The sequence below is a fragment of the Pannonibacter sp. SL95 genome (assembly GCF_026672425.1).
Taxonomy (GTDB): Bacteria; Pseudomonadota; Alphaproteobacteria; order Rhizobiales; family Stappiaceae; genus Pannonibacter.
In genome coordinates, this window is sequence record NZ_JAPPRC010000004.1 from 50,887 (window position 1) to 76,983 (window position 26,097).

General features: G+C 63.3%; 22 protein-coding genes. 15 read left to right on the forward strand and 7 right to left on the reverse strand.

Annotated features, from left to right (window positions below; genetic code table 11):
* Nucleotides 1–57: 57 nt before the first annotated feature.
* The 3 genes from OVA12_RS10720 to OVA12_RS10730 all read right to left on the reverse strand — a co-directional run bounded on the left by OVA12_RS10720 (nt 58) and on the right by OVA12_RS10730 (nt 4,786).
* Complete coding sequence (locus OVA12_RS10720) at nt 58–2,274, reverse strand: esterase-like activity of phytase family protein (protein WP_268137182.1); 2,217 nt, start codon at nt 2,272–2,274, stop codon at nt 58–60.
* Between the two features lie 181 nt (nt 2,275–2,455).
* Nucleotides 2,456–4,438, reverse strand: coding sequence for a methyl-accepting chemotaxis protein (locus tag OVA12_RS10725; protein WP_268137184.1), 1,983 nt, complete (start codon nt 4,436–4,438; stop codon nt 2,456–2,458).
* 165 nt (nt 4,439–4,603) lie between these two features.
* The gene (locus OVA12_RS10730) at nt 4,604–4,786 is read right to left on the reverse strand and encodes a hypothetical protein (RefSeq protein ID WP_268137186.1); all 183 of its coding nucleotides are present in this window, start codon (nt 4,784–4,786) and stop codon (nt 4,604–4,606) included.
* Between the two features lie 5 nt (nt 4,787–4,791).
* Between OVA12_RS10730 and OVA12_RS10735 the strand changes: the two genes are divergently transcribed.
* On the forward strand, nt 4,792–5,991 hold the full coding sequence (locus tag OVA12_RS10735) for a multidrug effflux MFS transporter (protein WP_268137188.1): 1,200 nt from the start codon (nt 4,792–4,794) through the stop codon (nt 5,989–5,991).
* A 56-nt stretch (nt 5,992–6,047) separates the two neighbouring features.
* On the opposite strand, the gene OVA12_RS10740 is transcribed toward OVA12_RS10735, so the two are convergent.
* Nucleotides 6,048–8,021, reverse strand: a complete 1,974-nt coding sequence (locus tag OVA12_RS10740; RefSeq protein WP_268137190.1) for a methyl-accepting chemotaxis protein — start codon at nt 8,019–8,021, stop codon at nt 6,048–6,050.
* A gap of 244 nt (nt 8,022–8,265) precedes the next feature.
* Nucleotides 8,266–10,245, reverse strand: coding sequence for a methyl-accepting chemotaxis protein (locus tag OVA12_RS10745; protein ID WP_268137192.1), 1,980 nt, complete (start codon nt 10,243–10,245; stop codon nt 8,266–8,268).
* A gap of 402 nt (nt 10,246–10,647) precedes the next feature.
* Between OVA12_RS10745 and OVA12_RS10750 the strand changes: the two genes are divergently transcribed.
* Complete coding sequence (locus OVA12_RS10750) at nt 10,648–10,773, forward strand: hypothetical protein (RefSeq protein WP_268137194.1); 126 nt, start codon at nt 10,648–10,650, stop codon at nt 10,771–10,773.
* 107 nt (nt 10,774–10,880) lie between these two features.
* Nucleotides 10,881–11,915 (forward strand): aspartate-semialdehyde dehydrogenase, encoded by a 1,035-nt coding sequence (locus OVA12_RS10755; protein ID WP_106753731.1) that lies wholly within the window; start codon nt 10,881–10,883, stop codon nt 11,913–11,915.
* Between the two features lie 142 nt (nt 11,916–12,057).
* Here the strand turns inward: OVA12_RS10755 and OVA12_RS10760 are convergent, their stop codons facing one another.
* Nucleotides 12,058–12,378 carry a YdhR family protein gene (locus OVA12_RS10760; protein WP_268137196.1) on the reverse strand — a complete coding sequence of 107 codons (321 nt, stop codon included), beginning with the start codon at nt 12,376–12,378 and terminating at the stop codon, nt 12,058–12,060.
* Nucleotides 12,379–12,470: 92 nt separating this feature from the next.
* Here OVA12_RS10760 and OVA12_RS10765 point away from each other — a divergent pair, with 92 nt between their 5' ends.
* The 9 genes from OVA12_RS10765 to vapC all read left to right on the forward strand — a co-directional run bounded on the left by OVA12_RS10765 (nt 12,471) and on the right by vapC (nt 18,872).
* The gene (locus tag OVA12_RS10765; protein WP_268137198.1) at nt 12,471–12,833 is read left to right on the forward strand and encodes a winged helix-turn-helix transcriptional regulator; all 363 of its coding nucleotides are present in this window, start codon (nt 12,471–12,473) and stop codon (nt 12,831–12,833) included.
* Nucleotides 12,834–12,862: 29 nt separating this feature from the next.
* Complete coding sequence (locus OVA12_RS10770) at nt 12,863–13,579, forward strand: TenA family protein (protein ID WP_268137201.1); 717 nt, start codon at nt 12,863–12,865, stop codon at nt 13,577–13,579.
* Nucleotides 13,580–13,647: 68 nt separating this feature from the next.
* Nucleotides 13,648–14,541, forward strand: a complete 894-nt coding sequence (locus OVA12_RS10775) for a DMT family transporter (RefSeq protein ID WP_268137203.1) — start codon at nt 13,648–13,650, stop codon at nt 14,539–14,541.
* A gap of 105 nt (nt 14,542–14,646) precedes the next feature.
* Nucleotides 14,647–15,417 carry a sulfite exporter TauE/SafE family protein gene (locus OVA12_RS10780; protein WP_268137205.1) on the forward strand — a complete coding sequence of 257 codons (771 nt, stop codon included), beginning with the start codon at nt 14,647–14,649 and terminating at the stop codon, nt 15,415–15,417.
* Between the two features lie 26 nt (nt 15,418–15,443).
* Nucleotides 15,444–16,397: a threonine/serine dehydratase gene (locus OVA12_RS10785; RefSeq protein WP_268137207.1), complete on the forward strand. Its 954-nt coding sequence runs from the start codon at nt 15,444–15,446 to the stop codon at nt 16,395–16,397.
* Between the two features lie 110 nt (nt 16,398–16,507).
* Nucleotides 16,508–17,620 carry a 3-isopropylmalate dehydrogenase gene (gene leuB / locus OVA12_RS10790; protein ID WP_268137209.1) on the forward strand — a complete coding sequence of 371 codons (1,113 nt, stop codon included), beginning with the start codon at nt 16,508–16,510 and terminating at the stop codon, nt 17,618–17,620.
* Nucleotides 17,621–17,734: 114 nt separating this feature from the next.
* Complete coding sequence (locus OVA12_RS10795; protein WP_106753725.1) at nt 17,735–18,151, forward strand: hypothetical protein; 417 nt, start codon at nt 17,735–17,737, stop codon at nt 18,149–18,151.
* 77 nt (nt 18,152–18,228) lie between these two features.
* Nucleotides 18,229–18,483, forward strand: coding sequence for a type II toxin-antitoxin system VapB family antitoxin (locus OVA12_RS10800; protein ID WP_268137212.1), 255 nt, complete (start codon nt 18,229–18,231; stop codon nt 18,481–18,483).
* Nucleotides 18,480–18,872 (forward strand): type II toxin-antitoxin system VapC family toxin, encoded by a 393-nt coding sequence (vapC, locus tag OVA12_RS10805; protein ID WP_268137214.1) that lies wholly within the window; start codon nt 18,480–18,482, stop codon nt 18,870–18,872. Before OVA12_RS10800 ends, vapC begins: the two co-directional genes overlap by 4 nt.
* 243 nt (nt 18,873–19,115) lie before the next feature.
* On the opposite strand, the gene OVA12_RS10810 is transcribed toward vapC, so the two are convergent.
* Nucleotides 19,116–21,128, reverse strand: a complete 2,013-nt coding sequence (locus tag OVA12_RS10810; protein WP_268137216.1) for a protein meaA — start codon at nt 21,126–21,128, stop codon at nt 19,116–19,118.
* Nucleotides 21,129–21,446: 318 nt separating this feature from the next.
* Between OVA12_RS10810 and ccrA the strand changes: the two genes are divergently transcribed.
* The 3 genes from ccrA to secD all read left to right on the forward strand — a co-directional run bounded on the left by ccrA (nt 21,447) and on the right by secD (nt 26,045).
* Nucleotides 21,447–22,742, forward strand: a complete 1,296-nt coding sequence (gene ccrA, locus OVA12_RS10815) for a crotonyl-CoA carboxylase/reductase (protein ID WP_268137218.1) — start codon at nt 21,447–21,449, stop codon at nt 22,740–22,742.
* 207 nt (nt 22,743–22,949) lie between these two features.
* Nucleotides 22,950–23,390 carry a hypothetical protein gene (locus tag OVA12_RS10820; protein WP_268137220.1) on the forward strand — a complete coding sequence of 147 codons (441 nt, stop codon included), beginning with the start codon at nt 22,950–22,952 and terminating at the stop codon, nt 23,388–23,390.
* Nucleotides 23,391–23,492: 102 nt separating this feature from the next.
* Nucleotides 23,493–26,045 carry a protein translocase subunit SecD gene (gene secD, locus OVA12_RS10825; protein WP_268137222.1) on the forward strand — a complete coding sequence of 851 codons (2,553 nt, stop codon included), beginning with the start codon at nt 23,493–23,495 and terminating at the stop codon, nt 26,043–26,045.
* The last annotated feature ends 52 nt before the right edge of the window (nt 26,046–26,097 follow it).

Consider the following 26,097-nt stretch of genomic DNA (forward strand, 5'->3'; position numbering starts at 1 on the left):
AACAAAAAGCCCGGGCGCTCACGCACCCGGGCTTTTCTCATTCAACGATGAACCCGATCAGTTCAGCTTGGCAGCATCGCCGAGCATGAGGATCTTGGTCTCGCCCGGGGCGTCATCGACGCCGTCGTTGTCGGTGACGAGGATCATCTTGCCATCGGCGGTCACGGTGAAGCCTTCCGGCTTGTCGAGCAGCCAGCCATTGCCTTCGGCCAGGGCCGGCAGCACGTCGAGCTTCACAGCCTTGGTCACCACCGGCAGGGTCTCGCCCGCCTTGGCCGGGGTCACGCCGGCCAGGTCAATAACCGTGATCTGCTTGATGGCAGCCATCTCGCCACCCTGGTTGTCGCGCTCCAGCACGGCGAAGCGCTCGCCACCCAGATGCGTGATTTCCGACAGGCCGACCCAGCCGCCAGCCGGGCTCTTGGCCTTGTCGAGCGGGTAGTGGACGAAGCCCCAGGACTTGTCAGCCGGGTTGTAGAGCGCCAGCTTGACCATGCCCTTCGGGTCATCACCCCATTCGCGCTGCACGGCGACGATCACCATCGTCTTGCCATCGCGTTCGAATTCGGCAACGCCTTCAAAGGCAAAGCGCTTGGACTGGGCGACAACCGCTTCCGGCAGGGCGATCTCTTCGAGCACCTTGCCATTGGCATCCGTCTTCACCAGCAGGTGCGGAATGCCTTCCTTTTCCGGGTTGCCTTCGCTGGCCAGCCAGAAGCCGCCGTCCTTGGCAAGCGCGATGCCTTCCATGTCGAACTTCTTCGGCGTACCGCCAGTGACGTTGACATAGGAGACGATCTCGACCGGCTGCTTGGACACGTCCAGCGTGAAGATGCGGGCCTTGTCGTAGAAGCTGTCGGAAACGGCATAGACCTTGTTCGGGTCGGTCTTGTCGGCAGCCAGTGCAGACAGGGCGCCCCAGCCAATCGGAGCCTTGGTTTCCGGATCGGTCTTCGACACGATCATCGGATAGGCCGGCTTGGCCGCACCGAACTCATAGAGACCGATCTGGGCGCGCACCGGGGCTTCCGCGTCATCCACCTCGTTGGCAACCACGAACAGGTTGCGCGACGGGATCACCAGAACGCCTTCCGGACCGACGTGGGTCGGCAGCACCTGGACGAATTCCGGCTGAGCGCCGGTGTCCTTGTAGACCGACACCATGTTGGCGCGCTCGGAGTTGACGAAGATGTACTTCTGGCCGCCAAAGGTGCCAACCGTCACGCCTTCCGGCTCGGTGCCCTTCTTGGAGGCGCGCTTGGCCGGGTAGTGGCCATTGGCCATGGCGATATGTTCCAGCTGGTTGCCGCTGTCGAACAGCACTTCGCCCTTGGTGTTGAAGATGGTGAAGCCGCGCGAGCCACCCTCGTAGTCACCCTCGTTGGCGGTGACAAAACGGTCAGCGTCAAGCCAGGCAACCGCATCCGGCTCACGCAGGACGTTCTCGGTGCTGCCGGAAGCGTCGGAGCTGACGCCCTTGGCCACCGGAATGGCCTCTGCACTGGCGGCACCAGCGGAGAAGTGATTGGTGACCTTGCCGGATGCCAGATCAACCAGGGCGATGTGGTTGTTTTCCTGCAGCGTCACGACAGCCACATTGGCAGCGTTGACGGAAACGAATTCCGGCTCCGGATCCTCACCGGCGACACCGGCCAGACCGGTCATCTCGACGATGCGGGCAGCGTCGCAGTTCACCGGCTTGCCATCGGCGTCGAGATCGAAGATCGCGACATGGCCGGCCGGCATCTGCGGAATGACGCCCTTGTTCAGCTCTTCGTCGCGCTCGTTCTCGATCGCAATGACGAGGAACTTGCCGTCGGCAGAGATGGCGACCGAGTCCGGCTGTCCCTTGACGTCGCAGGTGGCGGCGACAGCCTTGGTCGCCAGATCGACGACAGCGACATGACCCGACGGCTTCACCTTGCTTTCGCTGGTGTTCACGCCAGCCAGGGCAAACTTGGCCGAGGTGGTGACCGAGGTCGGCTCACCGCCCAGCTCCAGACGGCCAGCCGACTTCGGCGCCGACGGGGTGGCGATGTCAACGAAGCCCAGCGCCTTCGACGGGCTGTCGGTGAAGACCAGCATCATGCCATCCTTCGTGGCAGTGATGATCTCGGCCGACGTCTGCGTCGCCGGATCGACGCCTTCGGCGAGCGTCTTGTAGACGGGCAGCGTCGCGATGCGGTTGAAATAGGCGTCAGCGGCGTGGGACGTGCCGGTGGTCGCGACGAGGATGCTGAGGCTCGCCAGAAGCTGGCTGCGCAGAGAACCCATGAATGCCTCCCAGGGGATGAACAGGGCGATTGAAATGCGCTGGGACGCTAGTTGAGGTTGGATGCACTTGAGGTGACGGATTGATGAAGTTTTGATGACGTCGCCGCGTTTCCAGCAGGCTGTTGACCCTGCCTTGCCACTGTCAACAGCGGCAAGGCGTCAGGTGAGGCGTCAGTTCAGCTCACGCTGCACGAACATGAGCAAGGAAATTGGCGACTTCCTGCTTCAACCGGAGCGCCTCGGTCGACAAGCCCTCGGCCGAGCTGCGCATCTGGTTCGAGGCGGCAACGGTTTCCTGTGTTGCCCCCGTCACCAGGCTCATGTCCTGCGAGACAGCGCGCGATCCAGCGGCGGCTTCCGCGATATTGCGGGCCACATCCCGGGTTGTGGCCCCCTGCTCGCTCACAGCAGCAGCAATGGCCGATGACATCTGGTCAAGATCACGAATGACCTCTCCCACGTCGCCGATGGCCGTGACAGCCAGGCGCGTCTGCCCCTGGATTTCACCGACCAGCCGCGAAATGTCATCCGTGGCCTGTGCGGTCTGGCTTGCCAGTTGCTTTACCTCCGACGCGACCACGGCAAATCCCCGTCCAGCCTCTCCGGCCCGGGCGGACTCGATGGTCGCATTGAGCGCCAGCAGGTTTGTCTGCGCTGCGATGTCCGAAATCATCGAGATGACTTCCCCGATACGGTCCGCCATGTCAGCCAGGGACAGGATCTGGCGCGATGTTGTCTCGACATCGCCGGCCGCGCGCTTCGACACTTCGGACGCCTGCGACACACGTCGTCCGATTTCCTCCACCGAAGCTGAGATTTCTTCCGTGGCAGCAGCGACCATCTCGACATTCGAAGTGGTCTGGGCAACTGTCGCCGAAACACCGAGCGCGCGATCCGACGTTTTGGCGGAAACGTCCGACATGTGGCCCGCCGTCTGGGAAAGCTCCTGCGAGGCAGATTGCAGGGCATTGACGACAGCCCCGACGCTTGCGTCGAACTGGCTGGCCACATCCGCCATCAGTTCGCGGCGCCTGGCTTGCAGCTGTTCTTCCTCCGCCCTTGCATGCTCTTCGGCAAGTCGCTTGTCGCGCTCGGCATTGTCCTGCAGCAGCGACACCGCACGGCTGATCTGTCCAAGCTCGCTGCGCGCACCAAGGCTGGGAAGAGCAATATCCGTCTGGCCTTGCGCCATGCGGTCAAGCGCAGTCGTCAGTTGCTTCAGCGGACTGGTGATGCTGCGCGACACGGCATATCCAGCAATTCCCGCAGCCAGTGTGGAGACGACCGAAATCGCGATAAACAGGTGCTGCATCTGCAGGCGCGTAGCAGCCAGCTCCTGGCCGATTTCATCCTGGCGAGCATCAACCAGCGTGTAAACACCGGCAAAGCGCGGTTCGAGCGCCTTGAAGAACGCGTCCTGCTGCGCGATCAGCTTGCGCATTTTTGTTGCCGTCTTGGCGTAGTCGCGAAAGCTCTGGTGATAGGCATTCATGTTGCTTGTCAGGGAAGCCTTCCGCGCCTCCTCGATGCTGGCAGCATTGAGGGCTGCATCAAACTCGGCCCGGCGCTCGTCCAGACTGGCGACATACTTGTCGCTTGCACGCAGGAGGAAATCCTTTTCGTGCCGGCGCATCATCAGCATGAGGATGGTCAGGTCATCCAGGCCGGCGGCATTGATTTCCTCTTCCACTGCGTGAACCGCGCTCCGCAGGGCACCCTGAAGCCCTTCCTTTTCTGTCATTCCAAGCTTTTCCTGCAAGGTGACGATCTCGGAGAACTGGTCCGTCCCCATCTGCAGCCGCTCTTCCAGACTTTCGAGTTGCGGCAGAAGGGCTTCCGCCGCCGGCATCGCCATCGTCTGGTCGATAAGGTCAGTCGCCTCCCGGACGTCCGTCAGGTACTGCTCGGCGATCTCCTTCTGCGGCTTCAGCAGATAGGCTTTCTCATCCAGACGCAGCTGCATGGTACGGGCCTTCAGCTCCTGAACCTTGCTGACCAGGGCCGCATATTCGACTTGCCGCTGCGCCGCCTGCCGATCAACCCAGTCACCGTAAAAGTACACCGCAACCAGCAACAGCACCGCGCCGACGGCGATTGCTGTCAGAAGAAACAGGCGGGCCCAGACATTCAATCCGGCCGATGCACGTGCAACGATCCTGGCCACAATGGCTTCTCCATTCGTAAATGTAACAAGGATAAAAATATTGAATGCGTTAAAGATCATCTAACGCTAGGAAAGATTTTAAGTCGTAAACATCTGATTTTTCGGATGAATCCTGAAACCCGCAACAACATCACCGACTCCTGCCCTCGTCAAAAAGTCGAACATTCAAACAGTGACGGTATGTTGGAAGAACTCGCCGTGCTGACCGGTACGGCAGTCGCCGCGCTGCAACACCCGTCGCAGAATGGGGAAGACCCGCTGGATTTGCGGTCGACAGGCAGAGATTTTCAGGGTTTCCTGAAAATCACTCCTGTCGCGCGCCTTGCGTGCCCCCTTTTCAATGGACATCCCAGATGCAAATCGGCTTCGTTCGCTCGGCCGTCGTGCTTGGCCTTTTGGCATGCGTCGGCCCCTTCGCGGTGGATCTCTATCTGCCGGCCCTGCCACAGATCGCTGACGACCTCGGCACGACGATCGCTGCGGCCCAGTTCACGTTTACCGCCTACTTTCTGGCCTTTGGCGTCGCCCAGCTCGTCTATGGTCCGCTGGCGGACTGGGTTGGCCGCAAGCCGCCGATCTATGCCGGACTGATCATCTTCATTGCCGGCTCGGCTGTCTGCGCCTTCGCGCCGGATATCCTCTGGCTCACGGTTGGCCGGTTCATTCAGGCTCTTGGCGCGGCCTCGGTCATGGTCATACCGCGTGCAGTCATCCGCGACCTGCACACCGGCACTGACGCGACGCGGCTGATGGCCCTGATCATGCTCGTGATCAGCATCTCGCCAATGCTCGCCCCGTTGACAGGGTCCGCGATTATCGCCGTGGGCAGCTGGCGGCTGATCTTCGTGGCGCTGGCTGGCGCAGCCATCATCGCGATGGCACTCACCGCATTCCAGTTGCCCGAGACCCTGGCACATGACAAGCGCGTGCCCATGCGCGGCGGTGCGATGCTGCGCGGATGTATCGACCTCCTGAAGGACGGCCGCTTCCTCGGCCTCACCTTCATCGGCGGCTTCGGCATGGCCAGCTTCTTCGTCTTCATCGCCTCGGCCGCCTTCGTCTACATGACGCACTACGGCCTGTCGCCCACCGGCTTCAGCCTCGCCTTCGCACTCAATGCCATCGGCTTCTTCGCCACCTCGCAGATGGCCGCCGGCATGGGTCAGCGCTTCGGCATGGCCCGCGCGGCCTTCTTCGCCGTGCTTGGCTTTGCCGTCACGTCCTGCCTGCTGCTGGTGCTGGTTGCCCTTGGCAACGACAGCCTCTGGCTGGTCATGGCGCTGCTGTTCCTCGGCAACGCCTTCATGGGCCTGGTGATCGCACCCACCATGGTGATGGCGCTTGACGATCACGGCGAGAATGCCGGCCTTGCCTCGTCGCTCGGCGGCACGCTGCAGATGGTTGCCGGAGGCCTGATGATCGTCGCCAGCAGCCCGTTCTTTGATGGCACGGTGCTGCCGATGGTCGGCGCCATCGCGCTGTGCTCGGTCCTGTCGCTGGTCTTCGCGGCCCTGACGCTTGGGCCAGACCTCAAGAACAGCACCCCGGCCTGAGGTCCGCAGACCGTCAGAACCAGGGCACCTGAGTTGCGCAGATATAGTCCGCGCGGTTACGCCGCGCGGATCGTTTCGAGGAAGCGGCTGACTTCGCTGCGCAGCCGCGCGGACTGGGCGGACAGACTTTCCGCCGAGCTGTAGAGCTGGGAGGAGGCAGCCTGGGCTTCCTGTGACGCACTGGTGACTGCCACCATGTTCTGCGACACGCTTTGCGCGCCCGTCGCCGCTTCGGCGATGTTTCGGGCCACTTCGCGGGTGGTTGCCCCCTGCTCGCTGACCGCCGCGGCGATCGCCGAGGCCATTTCATCCAGCTCCCGGATCACGCCGCCAATGCCGTTGATCGAATCCACCGCATTGCGGGTCCCGCCCTGGATGGCCTCCACCAGCTGAACGATGTCCTTGGTCGCCTCGCCGGTCTGGTTGGCCAGTTGCTTCACTTCGGAAGCAACCACGGCGAAGCCCCGGCCAGCCTCTCCCGCCCTTGCGCTTTCGATGGTCGCGTTCAGCGCCAGCAGGTTGGTCTGCTGCGCAATGGCTGAGATCATCGACACCACCTGCCCGATCCGGTCAGCACGCTCGGCCAGCGTCGACATTTCCGTTGCTGATTGGGCGATGTTCGTCGAAGCCTTGCGCGCAACGTTGGACGCGCGCTCCACCTGCACGTTGATCTCCGCAACGGAGGCCGCCATTTCCTCGGTTGCACTTGCCACCATCTGGACATTGGAGCTGGCCTGCTCGGCTGCGGCCGAAACCGTCACCGCGCGTTCGTTGGCATTGGCCGAAACGGTCGACATGGCGCCAGCTGTCGCAGACAGCTCGGTCGAGGCAGCTGACACGATGCCGACGATTTCCCCAACGCTCGTCTCGAATTCCCTGGCCAGGCGCTGCATCAGTTCCTTGCGGGCAGCGGCCGTGTTTGCCGCCGCTTCCGCCCGCTTCTGTTCTGCTTCCAGCTCCCGGTTGCGGATCAGGTTCTCGCGGAAAATGCGCAGGGTTGCGGCCATCATGCCCAGTTCCGTTCTCAGGGGATAATCCGGCACCGCGTCATTGGTCTCGCCCTTCGCCAGACGTCCCATGAGCGATGTCAGGACGTTCAGCGGACGAGAGACGCTTGCCGAAATCACAAGACCGAGCACCAGCGCAAACACCACGGTTGTGCCTGTCACGGCAGCGAAGAGGAGACTGATCTCCTTCTGCCGCAGCAACATCTGCTCATCCAGGCCGGCCCGCCCAGCGGCCGCAAAGGCCAGCACCTGATCGAACATGGGTTCGACCGTCCCATAGATCTCGCTCAGCCGGGATACAGCCGCCCCGAAGGCCGAGGCCTGCTCGGCGTAGGCGAGGAAGCCGGCATGATAGGCAGCGATCCGCTCGCCAACCTTGGCCTGCAGATCCTCAGGCAGCGCAGACGCCTTCAGCAGAACGTCGAACTCGGCTTTGCGTTCTACCAGGCTTGAGACGTATTTCTCGCCGCCCCGCAGCATGAAGTCCTTCCCGTGCCGCCGCATCATCAGCATCTTCGCGATCAGCGCGTCCTCGCCGAGATCCGCGATCGATTTCTCGGCCTCATGGACGGCTGCCCGCAAGGCGCCTTGCAGTCCATCCGTTTCGTTGAGGCCAAGTGCCTGCTGCAACGCAACCACGCTCTGGAACTGGTTGGCAGCTTCCTGCACACCGGCCTTCAGCTTTGCCAAGTCATTCGACATGGGCGCGGCAAACCGGATCGCCATGATGGCATCAGCCGTCTTGAGCACCTCCGTGACTTTCTGCCGATACTGCTCGGAGTACTTCATATCCTTGCGCAGCAGGAAATCCTTCTCGCGCCGGCGCATCTGCAGTGAAGCAGACTGCAGCAGCTGCGTCTGCGCCGCCAACTCGTCGAACTGCGCCTTGTCCTCCAGAATCCGCGCCTGTTCGGCTTCACTGACGAAATGAGCGGATGCGAGCACCCCTGCCGACACCATCGTGATCGCCACCAGAAGCAGAACCCTTGCGCGAACGCGCAGTCGTCCAAGCACGCTAGTCATCGCCATTCCCCTCCAGGCCAACGTCAGAACCCTGGCGAAAAGGATTTGCCCGGATGGTTAATGGCGCATTAATTCATTCGCAGGAAAACACCCAAAAGTGGCAGCAGCGCGTAAATACATCTCCCGTCAAAACTGGCAGGAGCCCAGTCTTGTTAGGGCCCGACCTAAAGAACAACGCCCCGGCCTGAGGTCCGCAGACCGTCAGAACCAGGGCGCCAGACTTGCTCGGATGTAGGCCGCTCAGTTAAGCCGCGCGGATGTTCGCCAGGAAACGGCTGACTTCGAGCTTCATGCGCAACGCCTGATCGGACAGGGATTCAGCCGAACTGCGCATCTGCGTCGAGGCGGCCATCGTCTCTTGCGCCGCATCGGAAACGGCATTGATGTTCGCCGAAACATGCCGCGTCCCGCCCGCAGCTTCACTCACGTTCCGCGCAACCTCCCGCGTGGTTGCCCCCTGCTCGTTGACGGCCGCTGCAATGGCTGCCGCCATTTCGTCCAGATCGCGGATGACCTGGCCGACGCTTCCGATCGCCTGCACTGAGGTGCGGGTCTGGCCCTGGATTTCGGCAATCAACTTGGAGATATCATCCGTGGCGCTGGCCGTCTGATTGGCCAGCTGCTTCACTTCGGAAGCAACAACGGCAAAGCCCTTGCCAGCCTCACCGGCGCGCGCAGATTCGATGGTCGCGTTCAGCGCCAGCAGGTTGGTCTGGGCCGCGATATCGGAGATCAGGGAGATCACCTCTCCGATGCGATCCGCCATCCTTGCCAAGGCTTCCATCTGCTCGGCAGTCCGCGCGACATCCCCGGATGCGCGCTTGGCCACGACCGATGCCCGCTCGACCTGGGCATTGATCTCGTTCACCGAAGCCGACATTTCCTCGGTCGCCGAGGCCACCATCTGGACGTTTGCGCTGGCCTGCTCGGCGGCTGCCGAAACGGTCATGGCCCGCTCATTCGTTGCCGACGACACTTCGGCCATCGCTCCCGCGGTTGCCGAGAGTTCCGTTGAAGCCGCCGACACGGTCTCGACAATCTCGCCGACATTGGCATCAAACTCGTCCGCGATGCTCTGCATGAGTTGCCGGCGCTCGGCGGCGGCCAGCTGATCGCGGCGCGCCTGTTCGGCTTCCAGCTCGCGATTTCGGATTGCGTTGACCCGGAAAACCTCGATCGCCCGCGCCATGCGCCCCAGTTCATTGCTGGAACTGGTGTAAGGCACCTCAGCAGAAGTGTCGCCTTCGGCAAGGCCGGACATCGTCCCGGTCATGCGCCCAAGCGGACCGGTGATGCTGCGCGAGATGAGGAAACCGAGCAGCAGGGCAAGCGCCAGACTGACGCCCAGAGCCCCCATGAAGAAGCTCCAGACCGCAGACCGGCTCTTGGCGAACTGCTTTTCGGCAGCCACCATTCCTTCAGCTGCAAACTGGAATACGGCCTCAAGCGTTGGCTCCATGCCGGAGAACAACTCGCTCAACCGGCCGGCTTCACTGCCCAGGACCTCGGCCGTCTTGGCATAGTCGCGGAAGCTGGACTGATAAGCGTCCATTTCCGATGAGAGCTTGGCCTTTGTTGCCGCGTCAAGCGACGTCTGCGCCAGCAATGCGTCAAATTCGGCACGTCGTTCATCGACGCTTTTGATGTACTTGTCGCCGCCCCGCATCATGAAGTCCTTTTCATGACGGCGCATCATCAGCATCTTGACGGTCAGGGCATCCAGACCGGCGGCGTTGATTTCCTTTTCGACCGCATGCACCGCCTTGCGGAGCTGCCCCTCAAGGCCTTCTGTCTCCGTCAGACCAAGCGTCGTGTTCATTTCGACAACGCGATCAAATTGCTTGCGGGTCTCGCCAAGGTCCTGCGCCAGCTTGGTGAGCGCCTGTCCGATTGGCGCAGCGCTCGGCAGCGACTGGAGATCGGCCAATGCGGCGCTGACCTGCTCCGCCTCGGCCTGATATGCCTTTGCGTAAGACAGATCCTTGCGCAGCAGAAAATCCTTTTCGCGGCGTCGCATCTCCAGCGTGCCGACCTTCAGGGCGTCCGCCTTGTCCGCAATCACTTCAAATGCATCTCGGCGGGCAAGGGAAGCGGAGGACTCCCGGTCACCCAGCAGGTAGACACCGCCAAGCACCACGGCGACGGCGACGGACAAGGCAGCAAGGCCCAGCACCCGGAGCCTGACCGAAACCGAATTTGTTGTTGCACGAACGTCGCGCTGCATCACCGACCCTCATTAGGGATTGAATTTTTAAAGTATATTCGTTTAACTTCTCTGATAAATCGTTAACTCAGATCGATAATCGAGATCAGAGAAAGCAAGACATCAGCAATAAAATTTAAATTACCATGTTAATCACTGCGTTTTTCACTGTAATTTCTGACGATATTTTGCATGACTTTACATTAAATAAAGTCATCCGAATGAGTAATTTTTCTTTATGGCAACTGCTCATATCGATTACATCGACAATCCCGGATTGAGCGGCATGTGCCTCTTGCCATCTGCGGGCGCAACACACGGCTGATCGAACGCAGTGCCACTTCCCGCACCGCGCAATGAAATGTTGACAAGACGGGTGTTCCCGGTCACAACCTTGCCCGTCTCGGACAGGAAAGACGAGTTATGAGCATTCGGCGCAACGCCGACATGATGGGCATGATGACGATGGCAACCGCCGTCGCCGCTCGCGCTGGCACGCTCGTCACCGCCACCAAACTCACCAAAACGACTACCAAAACTACCCGTTAATGGTGCCTCTCGTCCCGCTCTCCCCCGGGATGGGGAGCGCCAGAGAGCCAGGCAGTCGTGATGTGTCGCGGCGCCGGGTCTCGGGGAGACGGATGAGGAACACGATCATGGGTTACAAGGTTGCGATTGTTGGCGCCACGGGCAATGTGGGCCGCGAAATGCTGGACATTCTGGCCGAGCGCGGTTTCCCGGCGGACGAAGTCGTCGCGCTGGCCTCGCGCCGGTCGCTTGGCACGGAAGTGTCCTTTGGCGACAGGACGCTGAAGGTCCAGGCCCTCGAGAACTACGACTTCTCCGACACCGACATCTGCCTCATGTCCGCAGGCGGCAACGTCGCCAAGGAATGGGCGCCGAAGATCGGTGCGCAGGGCTGCGTTGTTATCGACAACTCCTCCGCCTGGCGCTACGACGCGGAAGTGCCGCTGATCGTTCCGGAAGTGAACGCTGACGCCATCACCGGCTTCACCAAGAAGAACATCATCGCCAACCCGAACTGCTCGACGGCCCAGCTCGTTGTCGCGCTCAAGCCGCTGCACGAAGCGGCCGGCATCAAGCGCGTTGTCGTTTCCACCTACCAGTCGGTGTCCGGCGCCGGCAAGGAGGCGATGGAAGAGCTGTTCAACCAGACCCGCGCCATCTTCGTCAACGACCCGGTCGAGAACCAGAAGTTCACCAAGCGCATCGCCTTCAACCTCATTCCGCACATCGACGTCTTCATGGAAGACGGCTACACCAAGGAAGAGTGGAAGGTGATGGCCGAGACCAAGAAGATCCTCGACCCGAAGATCAAGCTGACCTGCACCGCCGTCCGCGTGCCGGTGTTCATCAGCCACTCGGAAAGCGTCAACATCGAGTTCGAGCGTCCGATCACGGCCGATGAAGCCCGCGACATCCTGCGCGAGGCTCCGGGCTGCCTGGTCATCGACAAGCACGAGGACGGTGGCTACATCACGCCTTACGAAACCGCCGGTGAAGACGCCACCTACATCTCGCGCATCCGCGAAGACGCGACCGTCGAGAACGGCCTCAACATCTGGGTGGTCGCCGACAACCTGCGCAAGGGTGCCGCCCTCAACGCGATCCAGATCGCCGAAGTGCTGGTCAACCGCCGCCTGCTCACCCCGAAGAAGCAGGCCGCCTGATCCCGCGCGATCTGAACATCTGACTATCATCCCGGGGCCCAGTGCCCCGGGATTTTTGTTGCTGAGCTGTCAGAGCCTCAAGGCCACTGCAGACGTCGTCTCTGCCTCGTGAGGCGGTCCGGCAGCTCAAACGGGTGAGCGCTCAAGCCGGGTAGTAGGGCGAGGCCATCCCGCGGCTCGCCGCTTCGACCACATCACCATCGAAGAGCTTGACCGTCAGGCTGGCATTGGCGCCCTTGGCAAACTCGGACAGCATTCCTGTCGCGTAAGTGCGTGCATTCTCAACACTGTCAAAGGCGTAGAAGCCGCCGACCGAGTGCGTATTGATCCCGCTGAGCCAGGTTTTGCTGATAAGGCCCGGGACGGTCTGCATCATGGGATTGGCCTCTTTCCAAACTGCTTCCGTAAACGGCATCGACGTTTGGAACTCGGCATAAAGGTAGACGCGGCTCGGATTGGACATGATGTTCTCCTGAAAGCATGGCTTGCTGCCAGGGCCGATATGGCGTAAATATTTCCAAACGAAAAGTACGCACCTTTTGGTAATAATTGAGAATGTTCCTTCCAGCCAACCCTTACGACATGAACTGCCCATCGCGGGATATGCTGGACTTGATCGGTGGCAAATGGGCGATCCTGATCCTGTGCTGCCTGCAGCAAGGCCCCCTCCGCACCGGATCGCTGATGCGGCAGATCGGTGGCATCTCGCAGAAGATGCTGACTCAGACCTTGCGAGATCTTGAAAGCGATGGCTTCATCGAGCGCATCAGTTACCCTGAAGTTCCTCCTCGCGTCGAATACCGGTTGACCGATCTGGGCCGGTCCTTGAGCGACCTCGCCCGGACCATGGAACAGTGGGTCGTCGCACACTATGAGGCAATCCTCGAGCACCGGCAAAAGACAACGCCTTCCGCTTGACCTCATCCTTCCTGACGCCAGGTCCTGTCATGACATCGCCCCGCACCTTTGCTGGCTTTGCAGCCGCTCATCCCGATGCCCGCTTCTCTGACTGGCTGGTTGCGCAAGCGGACGACAGATGGAACCAGGCCTGCGGCCATCCTTTCACCGTCGCGATCGGCAACGGCTCGATGCCGGAGGCGGCCTATGTCCGTTACCTGATCGAGGACTACACGTTCATCACCGATCTCGCCTCGGTCCTCGGCTATCTCGTCGCCAAGGCACCGGACATGGCGGCAAAGCGGCGGCTCGCCGGCTTCCTTGCCCTGCTGACCTCCGAAGAAAATGACTATTTCCTGCGGTCTTTTGCAGCATTGAACGTGCCATCGGAGACCTATGTGGCCGCAGCCCAGGGTCCGGTCACCCGCGCCTTTGCGCAGCTGTTGCTCGACAGCGCCGGGGCGGGCACCTACGCCGAGGGCCTTGCCTGCCTGCTCTGCGCCGAATGGGTCTATCTCACCTGGGACGAACGGGAAGCGGCCCACCCGCGGCCCGATGCCTTCTGGCTGGCGGAATGGATCGATCTCCATGCCGGACCGGGCTTTTCAGGCTTTGTCGGCTGGCTGCGCGAGGAAATGGACCGGGTCGGCCCGGCGCTGTCGCAAGCCGATCAGGCGCGTGTTTCCGCCATTTTCTCCCGCATGTGCGAACTGGAATTCGCTTTCTTTGAGGCCGCCTGGACTGGTAAGCCTGTGCTCCCTGCCTGATTCCGCGCCAGTCGGGTGAGGCCCAGCACTGCCTGGACCTCATTCGCCACGCTCCACAGTGTGTGTTCATGTACGTCTATGAAATCGCGGCCCTGGCCGCAGCTGCCCTGTGGGCCGTCACTGGCCTCATTGCCACCACCCCGTCCCAGCACCTCGGTGCCATTGCGTTCAACCGCTACCGGATGCTCATGGTGTTTGCGGTGCTTGCCGCCTATGTCACCGTCGTTCCCGGTTGGGGCTCCATTGGCAGCGCGCATCTGCTGCCTCTGATCCTCTCCGGGTTCATCGGGATATTCCTCGGCGATACGGCGCTGTTTCTTTCGCTCAACCGGCTCGGCCCGCGCCGCACGGCGATGCTGTTCTCGCTCAATGCGCCGATTTCGGCCCTCCTCGGCTGGATCATCCTGGGTGAGACGCTGTCCGGTCAGGCGCTGGCCGGTGTGCTCGTTGCCTTTGCCGGCGTCATCCTCGCCATCGGCTTCGGCAAGAGGCGGTCACAGCTGCACCAGTGGGAGGCGATCAAGGGACCGCTCTGGATCGGTCTCGTCCTGGGTCTGGCCGCTGCCCTGTCGCAGTCCGTCGGCTCGCTCATTGCCCGCCCCATCATGGAAGCCGGTGTCGATCCGGTGGCAGCCTCCGCGTTGCGCATCGGCGTGGCGGCCTTCGGCCTGACGCTGATCGCCGCCCTGCCGACGCCCATGGTGAAAGCCCAGAAGCCTATGACGCTCGGTGTCGGCATTGGCGTTGCCATGACCGGCATCATGGGCATGGGCATCGGCATGACGCTCATCCTCTTCGCCCTGTCCGGCGGCGAGGTCGGCATCATTTCCACCCTTTCGGCAACCACACCCGCAATCCAGCTGCCGCTTCTGTGGGCCCGCACCCGGGAATGCCCCGCGCTCGGTGCATGGATCGGTGCCGCCCTGGTGGTCATCGGCTGCGCCCTGATTTTCGGCGTGTGATCCTGCCGACGGCATGGCTCACACCGACCACAGCCAATATTGCATACACTTGCATACAAAAATGAGGCGTGCGATAACAGGTCATCCTGACAAGGAGCCCAGCGCATGGACCTGCTTGCCCTTCTTCTGCCGGATCAGCTCCCGGTCTGGTCCTCGCTTGTGCTCATCCTCGCCAGCTTCTTCACCTCGGCCCTGACGGCTGCAGTGGGCCTTGGCGGCGGCGTGGCCCTGCTGGCGCTGATGGCAAACCTCATGCCGCTGGCCGCCCTCGTTCCGGTGCATGGGCTGGTGCAGCTCGGCTCCAATGCCGGCCGCGCCATCGTGCTCGTCCGGCACATCGCCTGGGACCTCATGGCCTGGTTTGCCGCTGGCGCCGTTCTGGGCGCCCTGGTCGGCGGCCAGATCGCCATCACCCTGCCCGAGGTCTGGCTCAACATCGGCATCGGGCTGTTCCTGCTCTGGACTGTCTGGGGCAAGGCCCCGCGCTACCGCCACACGCCGAAGCCGGCCATCGCTGTCGCGGGCTTCGTGTCCACCGTGCTCAGCATGTTCTTCGGCGCTGCCGGGCCCATCGGCGGAGCGGTTCTGTCGGGCCTCGACATTCCGCGCCAGAGCTTCGTTGCAACCCAGGCCGCAACCGCATTGACCATGCATGTGTTGAAAATCGCTGTCTTCGGCCTGCTCGGCTTTGCCTTCGCGCCGTGGATCAGCTTGATACTCGCGATGATTGCAAGTGGATTCCTTGGCACGCTTGCCGGAACTCGTCTCCTCGGCCGCATGCCGGAAGCAAGATTTCGCTTTGCATTCCGTTTGGTCATGACACTTTTGGCTATAAATCTCCTGTGGCGGCCGGTCAGCGAACTCCTTAGCATATAAGGCAGTTTGTCTGACTGGACAGGAATATGCCAATTACAGCTGCGGCCATCGAGGCCGCTTATGACCGCATCACGCCGCACATCCGCGTTACCCCCCTCTTGCAACTGCGCAAGGGCGATCTGGGCCTTCCCTTTGCTGCCTCGCTGAAGCTGGAATGCCTTCAGCACAGCGGCTCCTTCAAGGCACGCGGCGCGTTCAACTCGCTCCTCAGCCTCAATGTGCCGCTGTCCGGGGTCACTGCGGCCTCTGGCGGCAATCATGGCGCCGCCGTTGCCTACGCGGCGCGTGTGCTGGATATCCCCGCCCGCATTTTCGTGCCGGAACTCGCGACCCCGGCAAAGATCGCGCGCATCCGCTCCTACGGCGCAGACGTCGAGATCACGGGCGCGACCTATGCCGAGGCACGCAAGGCCTGCGAGGACTGGCAAGCCGAAACCGGCGCCCTCGACATCCACGCCTATGACGCCGAGCCGACAATCATCGGCCAGGGTACCCTCGGCCTCGAGTGGGAGGGCCAGAGCCGCGGCCTCGATACGCTCTTTGTCGCGGTCGGCGGCGGCGGCCTCATTTCCGGCATCGCCACCTGGTTTGCCGGCAAGACCCGGGTCATCGGCGTCGAACCATCGAACTGCCGCTCCCTGTCTGCCGCCCTTGCCGCCGGTTCGCCAGTCGATGTGGATGTGAGCGGCGTGGCCGCCGACAGCCTGGGTGCGCGCCGCTGCGGCGAACTGGTCTATGACATCTGCCGTGCTGGCGTGGACGACGTCATCATCGTCTCGGACGACAACATCCGCGACGCCCAGCGCCGTCTCTGGCGCGAGGCGCAGATCGTGGCAGAACCTGGCGGAGCGGCCGCCCTTGCCGCTCTCACCGGCGGCCACTACACGCCCCAGCGCGGTGAACGCATCGGCATCCTCGTCTGCGGCGGCAATGCCGATCTGGCCAGCTTGTCGGCACCGGTCCTCACCAGCCTCACTTGACGTTTCTGCGCGGCTCGCTTGAGCAAACGCCCTTCGGCGCGGCTTGAAAACCCCGCGCCAAGCGGCTACCGCATGATCAGCATTCCACACAAGATCGGGACGGGAACACCATGGCCACCCACAAGCTGCTTCTTCTGCCGGGCGACGGCATCGGTCCGGAAATCATGCCCGAGGTGACGAAGATCATCGCCTGGTTCAACGCACGCGGCGGCGACACCTTCGAGACAGACCAGGGCCTGGTTGGCGGCTCGGCCTATGACGCCCATGGCAAGTCGATCTCCGAGGCCGACATGGCCAAGGCAATGGCGGCCGATGCCGTCATCTTCGGCGCCGTCGGCGGCCCGAAGTGGGACAAGGTGCCCTATGACGTGCGCCCGGAAGCTGGCCTCCTGCGCCTGCGCAAGGACATGCAGCTCTTCGCCAACCTGCGCCCGGCGATCTGCTACCCGGCCCTGGCCGATGCCTCGTCGCTGAAGCGCGAGATCATCGAAGGCCTCGACATCCTGATCGTGCGCGAGCTGACCGGCGGCGTCTATTTCGGCGAGCCGAAGGAAATCATCGATCTGCCGAATGGCCAGAAGCGCGGCATCGACACCCAGGTCTATGACACCTACGAGATCGAGCGCATCGCCGCCGTCGCCTTCGAGCTGGCCCGCACCCGCCGCAACGAAGTCTGCTCGATGGAAAAGCGCAACGTCATGAAGTCCGGCGTGCTCTGGAACGACGTTGTCACCGCCACCCACGCCGCCCGCTTCTCTGACGTCAAGCTCAGCCACATGCTGGCCGACGCTGGCGGCATGCAGCTGGTTCGCTGGCCGAAGCAGTTCGACGTCATCGTCACTGACAACCTGTTCGGCGACATGCTGTCGGACGTCGCGGCGATGCTGACCGGCTCGCTCGGCATGCTGCCCTCCGCCTCGCTCGGCGCACCGGATGCTGCAACGGGCAAGCGCAAGGCCCTGTACGAGCCAGTGCATGGCTCGGCCCCGGACATCGCCGGCACGGGTGCTGCCAACCCGATCGCCATGATCGCCTCCTTCGCCATGTGCCTGCGCTACTCTTTCGAGAAGGTCGCCGAGGCTGACCTGCTCGACCGCGCCATCTCGGCCACCCTCGACAAGGGCCTGCGCACCCGGGACATCGCCTCGGAAGGCTCGACCGTCATCGGCACCACCCAGATGGGCGACGCCATCGTGGCCGAACTGAACGCCCTGAGCGCCTGATCCCTGGCATCTCCGCAAAACTCGAAGGCCGCAGCTTGCATCCCGCAGGCTGCGGCCTTATCCGTTCCGGCCAGAACAGGCCGTCAAGGCTGACGATGGCACAGGAGCCCCCCCATGACCGACCCGCTCAAGCGCTTCTTCGGCACCTGGATTTTCGACCGGGACGAGAGCGAATTCGACCACGGCGAGCTGCCCCAGAGCGCCACGCTCACGATCGAGGATTTCTTCGGCACGCTGAAGTTCACCATGACCAGCGTTGCCGCCGATGGCACCAGCCAGACCGACAGCTTCACTGCCCTGCCCAACGGGGCCGAAACGAAGCTCGGCAAGAGCGGTCTCGCCGACGCCATGCGTCACGGCCTGCGCGGTGACAGCAACCTCGTCAGCGAAGCCCTGCGCGGCGGCGCCGTGATCATGACCGCCGACCGCGAGATCTCCCCCGACGGCCGCACCCTGACCGTCACCCAGACCGTGCACATCACGGAAACCGAAAGCTTCATCAACTCCTCGGTCTACCGCAAGGCGCAGTAGGCCGCAGCACCTCACCTTGCGGAAGCGACGCGATGTGTATAGATTTGGATGATCATACACATCGCAGGGAGCGCAGCATGCGCACCAACATCGATATCGACGACGACCTCATGACCAGGGCAATGGCTGCGACAGGCCTGCCCACCAAGAAGGCCGTCGTTGAGGAAGCCCTGCGCCGCCTCATCAAGGACGAGGAGCTTCGGTCCGTGATCCGCAATTCCGCGGGTATCGGCTGGGATGGCGATCTCGACGAGATGCGCGATGGCTGGGGACCACCGGAAGATTTGCCTGAGCTGCTGGACAATGACCGTCTGAAGCCCGACGCAGCATGATCGTAGTCGACAGTTCGGTCTGGATCGATCATTTCGCCGGCAGATCACAGGAACCTGCTGTCCAGATCCTTCGCACGATCCGTGCACCGCGTCAGATTCTGGTCGGCGACATCATCCTGCTTGAGGTGCTGCGGGGCGCAAGAAACGAACGGCATGCAGCAGCCTTGGCGAGCGTACTGGAGAGCTTCTCTGTAACGGCTATGCTCTCGCCGAACCTGACCTATATTGCGGCCCGATATTACCGGGACCTGCGTGCCAAGGGCATCACGATCCGAAAATTCCCGGACCTCGTGATTGCAGCATTCTGTCTTGCAAATGACCATCGGCTGCTGACGCGCGACCGCGACTTTCAGCCCTTCGCCGCCCATTTCGGCCTGCGCTTGATGTAGCCTTGCCCCAACCCGCCCCCCCCCGCGCCGTCCCGGCCTTGTGCCGGGACCCGTCAGGATGGCGCCGCAGTGCAACTGTCCGGCAACGGCTGGGGGACGATGAACAGGTCCCGGCACAAGGCCGGGACAGCGCGACAAAAATTGCAGAACAGGAATAGGCCCGAAAGCGCGCCCGCTCCGGCACAGCGCAGCGTAGGGGCCTTACAAGCGTGCCTCCAGTGACAGCAGGCTAAGTCAGCCTCCTCACGCCGCTTCCGCGCCGCGTTCGCCGACGATCCGGACAACATCGGCCATGATGTCGGTCAGCTGGAAGTCCTTCGGCGTGTAGACGGCCGCAACACCCATCGCCTTCAGCGCACGAGCGTCCTCGTCCGGAATGATGCCGCCGACGACGACCGGAACGTCGCCGATGCCGGCCGCGCGCAGGCGCTCCATCACATCGCGCACCAGCGCCAGATGCGACCCGGACAGGATCGACAGGCCGATGACATGCACGCCTTCTTCCAGCGCGGCATTGACGATCTGCGCCGGGGTCAGGCGGATGCCTTCATAGACCACTTCCATGCCGCAATCGCGCGCCCGCACGGCGATCTGCTCCGCGCCATTGGAGTGACCGTCCAGTCCCGGCTTGCCAACCAGGAACTTCACCCGCCGGCCCAGCTTGCGCGACACGGCTTCCACGCTCTCCCGAACGGCGGTGAGGTCACCGGCATCGTCCCGTGCCGCGCGGCCAACACCCGTCGGGGCCCGGTACTCGCCGAAGACTTCCCGCAAGGCCGCGCCCCATTCGCCGGTGGTCACGCCCACCTTGGCAGCCGTGATCGAGGGCTCCATGATGTTGCGCCCCTCGCGCGCGGCAGCCTTCAGCCCGGCAATAGCCGCCTCGACAGCAGCCCCATCCCGCGCGGCGCGCCAGGCCTTGATCCGCTCGATTGCCTCGTCTTCCACATGCTCCGGCACGGTGAGAATGCCGCCATCCTCACCGGTGGCCAGCGGTGATGGCTCGCTTTCGGTCCACCTGTTGACGCCGACAACGATCTGCTCGCCGGTTTCAATTCCGGCCAGCCGGCGCGTGTTCGCCTCCACCAGTTTCTGCTTCATGTAAGAGGATTCCACCGCAGCCACGGCACCGCCCATGGCGTCGATCCGCGCCAGCTCCTCGCGTGCCTCGGCCTTCAGCTCCTCCACCTTGGCGGTGATCACCGACGAGCCATCGAAAATGTCATCGAAGTCCAGGAGGTCCGTCTCATAGGCCAGGATCTGCTGCATGCGCAGCGACCACTGCTGGTCGAAGGGCCGCGGCAGGCCCAGCGCCTCGTTCCAGGCCGGCAGCTGCACGGCGCGGGCGCGGGCGTTCTTGGACAGGACCACCGCCAGCATCTCGATCAGGATGCGGTAGACGTTGTTCTCCGGCTGCGGTTCCGTCAGGCCCAGCGAGTTGACCTGCACGCCATAGCGGAAGCGGCGATAGCGCTCGTCGGTGATGCCATAGCGGTCACGGCAGATCTCATCCCACAGCTCGGTGAAGGCGCGCATCTTGCAAAGTTCGGTGATGAAGCGCATCCCCGCATTGACGAAGAACGAGATGCGCCCGACTGCCTGCGGAAACTCAGCTTCGGGGATCGCCCCGCTGGCCTTCATGCCGTCGAGGATCGCCACCGCCGTTGCCAGTGCGAAGGACAGCTCCTGCACCGGCGTCGCCCCGGCCTCCTGCAGGTGATAGGAACACACGTTCATCGGGTTCCATTTTGGCATTTCGCTGTAGGTCCAGGCGATCACGTCGCCGGTCAGCCGCAGCGATGGCGCGGGCGGGAACACATAGGTTCCGCGCGACAGGTATTCCTTGATGATGTCGTTCTGCGTCGTGCCGGCCAGAAGCTTGCGGTCCGCGCCCTGTTCATCGGCGGCCGCCACATACAGCGCCAGCAGCCAGGGCGCGGTGGCGTTGATCGTCATCGACGTATTCATCTTCTCGAGCGGGATCTCGTTGAACAGCGTCCGCATGTCGCCCAGATGCGCCACCGGCACGCCCACCTTGCCCACTTCGCCGCGCGCCAGCATGTGGTCCGGGTCATAGCCCGTCTGCGTCGGCAGGTCGAAGGCGATGGAAAGGCCGGTCTGCCCCTTGGCCAGGTTCGTCCGGTACAGCCGGTTGGAATCCGCCGCTGTGGAATGGCCCGCATAGGTGCGGAAGATCCAGGGCTGGTCGCGCCGGCGCGGTGCCTTGGACGATCCGGTTTCTGCTGCCTGGCTCATGTCTCACTCCTTAACGCCTGCCCCGCCGCCAAGGGCACTCACAGGTCTCGCCTATGTGCGATGCAAAAAGCACCTGCCGGGTAAATTCAAGTTACGCAATAGTCGTATAGATCGGAAGCGATTTTGGTTTGATAGTTGCGCAAAAGGACGAGTGCGACCGTCAAGGAGTGTTGCGACGCAGCACCACGACCCGCACGGGGTCCCGCCCGGACCGGCGCCTGCGACAGGAGCAGCGTCAATCCGGGAGAAATTGGTGAGGCCGGACAGCGGGATGGGCGTCCGGTCAGTTTTCGGCGCATGGAGGGGAAGGACACGGCAATGAGCGCGGCGCTGCAGGCAAATGACAACCGCCAGACGGGAGACACTCCCTTGAAAGACCTTTACGAGATCGGCGAGATCCCGCCGCTCGGCCATGTGCCGAAGAACATGTATGCCTGGACGATCCGTCAGGATCGCCATGGCGCGCCGGAAGACGCGATGAAGATCGAGGTCGTGCCGACCTGGGAGCTGGACAGCCACGAAGTTCTCGTGCTCGTCATGGCCGCGGGCGTCAACTACAACGGCGTCTGGGCGGCACTTGGTGAACCGATTTCCGTGTTCGGCAGCCACAAGAGCCCCTACCACATCGCCGGATCCGATGCCTCGGGCATCGTCTGGGCCGTCGGGTCCAAGGTGAAGCGCTGGAAGGTCGGCGATGAAGTCGTCATCCACTGCAACCAGGATGACGGCGACGACGAGGAGTGCAATGGCGGCGATCCGATGTTCTCGCCGACCCAGCGCATCTGGGGTTACGAAACGCCGGACGGTTCGTTCTCGCAGTTCTGCCGGGTGCAGTCGCAGCAGCTGATGCCGCGGCCCAAGCACCTCACCTGGGAAGAAGCCGCCTGCTACACCCTGACGCTTGCCACCGCCTACCGCATGCTGTTCGGCCACGCGCCGCACCAGCTGCGTCCGGGCCAGAACGTGCTCGTCTGGGGCGCCTCCGGCGGTCTTGGCGTGTTCGGCATCCAGCTCGCGGCTGCAGCCGGCGCCAATGCCATCGGCATCATCTCGGACGAGGACAAGCGCGACTACGTCATGTCGCTTGGCGCCAAGGGCGTCATCAACCGCAAGGACTTCAACTGCTGGGGACAGCTGCCAAAGGTCAACTCGCCCGAGTTCAACACCTGGACCCAGGAAGCGCGCAAGTTCGGCAAGGCGATCTGGGACATCACCGGCAAGGGCAATGACGTCGACATGGTGTTCGAGCATCCGGGCGAACAGACCTTCCCGGTCTCCTGTCTGGTCGTCAAGCGCGGCGGCATGGTCGTGTTCTGCGCTGGCACAACCGGCTTCAACATCACCTTTGACGCCCGCTATGTCTGGATGCGGCAGAAGCGCATCCAGGGCTCGCACTTCGCCCACCTGAAGCAGGCCTCCGAAGCCAACAAGGCGGTGATCGACCGTCGCATCGACCCTTGCATGTCCGAAGTGTTCCCCTGGGACCAGATCCCGAAGGCGCACACCAAGATGTGGAAGAACCAGCACGCCCCCGGCAACATGGCCGTGCTGGTGAACTCGCCGATGCCAGGCCTCAGGACCGTCGAGGACGTTCTGGAAGCCAGCAAGCGCTGACCAAACCCAGGCCGGCCGCCCGTCAAGGGCGGCCGTTGCCAGTCTCGCCGGAACCAACCGTTCCACGCCTGCCGCGCAAGACCGGGACCGATACCCCTGGCATTCCGCCCTGCGCATGCCTAGGTTAGGGCGATTGTCAGAGCAAAACGCCGATCCGGTGGCTCTGGCTGAAAGTGGCCGGATACCTCCGGACCGGCTGGAACGGGAATGACCACGCACAGCATCAGCCCCAAGACAGACCGCAAAGCGGCAAGCGCCTGGCGTTTGGCGCCGCTTCTGCTCAAGCTGTTGCTGCTTGCCTTCGTCGTCCAGCTTCCCCTCGCGCTCCAGCCGCAGATCACGGGCCTTCCCGTCCCGGCCAGTGCGTCAGATCTGGAACGCCACCCGGTCGTTCTTGGCGCAGCCGTCCAGAACGCCCAGCGGATGCGCGAAAGCGCGCGGGCAGCCTCTGCCGAATGGCACCGCCTGTCACCGGATCGCAGCATCGCCCCTCCGCCGCTGGACCGGGATCCGCATGCGCTTGTTGCCCTCGCAGCCACCTTCATTGTTGCGCCTGCGGGCTCTGCACCAGTTGCAACGGTTGGGACCGTCGCGCTGCAAGCACAGCGCCAGGGCTTCGACGCGCGCGCGCCACCCGTAGCGCTCTGACGGGCATCCAGCCCTTCTGATCCGACCTTCCGTTTTGCTCCGGCTGCCGGCCGCGCGGGCTCTGCCTCGCGCTGGCGCGCCGTTTTCTGGACCTGTCACACCATGCGTCAATCCCGCTGGGTTCTTGCGGCCTATCTGGCCGTCATCCTGTTTGGCCTTCTGGCCGCCTTGCCGAATTTCTTGTCCACGTCGCAGCTCGCCAGCCTGCCACGCTGGTTGCCCAATCAACCCGTCACCCTCGGCCTCGACCTGAGGGGCGGCTCGCATCTCGTGCTGGAAACAGACACCAAAGCCGTTCTCCGGGACCGGGTCGATGACCTGCAGCAGCAGGCAAGGCAATCCCTGTCGGCCGCACGCATCGCCACAAGCGCGATCCGCCCGGCCGAGGGCGCCCTCACGATCCAGCTGAAGGATCCGGCCCAGCGCGCCGAGGCGGAGAAGACCCTGCGCCCCTTGATCAACGCGGCCGCCGGGCTCATGCCGGGGCTGGCAACCACGCCGGATCTCACGCTGACCGCAACCGGTCCGGCGACGCTGGAACTCAAGCTGACCGAAGACGGCATCCGCGACCGCATCAATGGCGCCGTCGCCCAGAGCCTCGAGATCATCCGCATGCGGATCGATCAGGCAGGTGTTGCAGAGCCTGTCATCCAGCGCGCCGGCGGCGACCGGATCATGGTTCAGCTGCCGGGCGTCCAGGACCCTGCCCGTATCCGCGAACTTCTCGGCAGCACGGCCAAGCTGTCGTTCCACATGCTGGCCAATGTCACGTCAGACGGACAGCTTCCCGCCGGAGCACGGATGCTCCCATCGGCCCAGGGCTCCACGTCCTATCCCGTGGAAACCCGCGTCGCCCTGTCCGGCGAGCGCTTGGCCGACGTGAAGGCAGGCTTTGACCCGCAGACGCGCGAGCCGATCGTGCAGTTCCGTTTCGACAGCAGCGGCGCACGCCAGTTCGCGGCGATCACCTCGGCCAACATCGGCAAGCCCTTTGCCATCGTGCTGGATGGAAAGGTGCTGAGCGCCCCGGTCATCCAGCAGCCGATCACGGGCGGCTCCGGCCAGATCAGCGGTACCTTCACCGTCGCCGAGGCCGCCGACCTTGCCGCCTTGCTGCGCGCCGGCGCGTTGCCCGCGCCGCTCACCGTCATCGAGGAACGCACGGTCGGCGCGGATCTCGGCGCCGACGCCATCGAACGCGGCGTCGAGACCGGCCTTGCCGGCTTTGCCCTCGTCTTCGGCTTCATGATGGTGCTCTATGGCCGCTGGGGCCTGGTCGCCAATTTCGCGCTGGCCCTCAACGTGCTGCTGACGCTCGGCGCACTCAGCCTCCTCGGGGCGACGCTGACCCTGCCGGGCATCGCCGGCATTGTGCTCGGCATCGGCCTTGCGGTGGACGCCAACGTGCTCATCAACGAGCGCATCCGCGAGGAAACCCGCAAGGGTCTCGGCGCTGCGGCCGCACTCGACGCCGGGTTCAGGCGCGCCTACGCCACCATCGTCGATTCCAACGTCACGGCTCTCATCGCCACCTTGCTGCTGTTCTGGTTCGGCACCGGCCCGGTACGCGGCTTCGCAATCACCATGGCGCTCGGCATCGCCATTTCCATGTTCACGGCCGTCTCCATTGTCCGCGTCATCATGACGGCCATCGTCCGGCGCTGGCGGTTGAAGACTCTGGTCATCGAACCGCTGTTCGGGATCAGACTGATCCCTGACGGCACCAGCATCCGCTTCATGCGTGGCCGTTTCATCGGCATCGGCGTGTCCGTCCTGCTCTCGCTTGCCTCCATCGGCCTCCTGATCAAGCCGGGCCTCAACCTCGGCGTCGATTTCAGGGGCGGCATCCAGATGGAGGTGACGACAGACGCGCCGGCCGATCTCGCGGCCCTGCGCAGCCACCTCGGCGCGCTTGGCCTTGGCGAGATCACGCTGCAGCAGTTCGGCAATGACGCAACGGTCCTGATCCGGGCCGAGCGTCAGCCGGGCGGCGAGGAGGCGCAAACGGCAGCGGTGCAGTCGATCCGCACCACCCTCGCCGACATCGCGCCAGGCGCATCGGTGGAGCGGACGGAAGTCGTCGGCCCGAAGGTCAGCGGCGAGCTCGCCACCGCCGGCATTCTCGCGGTGGTGCTCGCCAGCCTTGCCATGCTGCTTTACATCTGGGCGCGCTTCGAATGGCCCTTTGCCATCGGCGCGATTGCAACTCTCGTGCTGGATGTGACCAAGACAGCCGGCTTCTTCGCGCTCACGGGCATCGACTTCAACCTCACCGCCATCGCCGCCCTGCTGACCCTCGTCGGCTACTCGGTGAATGACAAGGTCGTGGTCTATGACCGGATGCGCGAGAACATGCGGCTCTACAAGCAGATGCCGCTGCGCGACATGATTGACAGGTCAATCAACGAAACCCTCGGCCGCAGTCTCTACACCTCGATAACGGCCTTCCTCGCCATGCTGCCGATGGCCATCTGGGGCGGCAGCGCGGTGGAAAGCTTCGCCGTACCGATGGTCTTCGGCATCGTCATCGCCGCAAGTTCCTCGGTCTTCATCGCCGCGCCGATCCTTCTGTTCCTGGGCGACTGGCGCAAGCGGCGCCAGGCCCGCCGACCGGACACCGCACTCCCTGTGCCAGCTGCCGCAGACAAGGCTTGACCACAAACACGAAGGCCCGCCGGTTCGAACCGGCGGGCCTTCGTGGATCAGT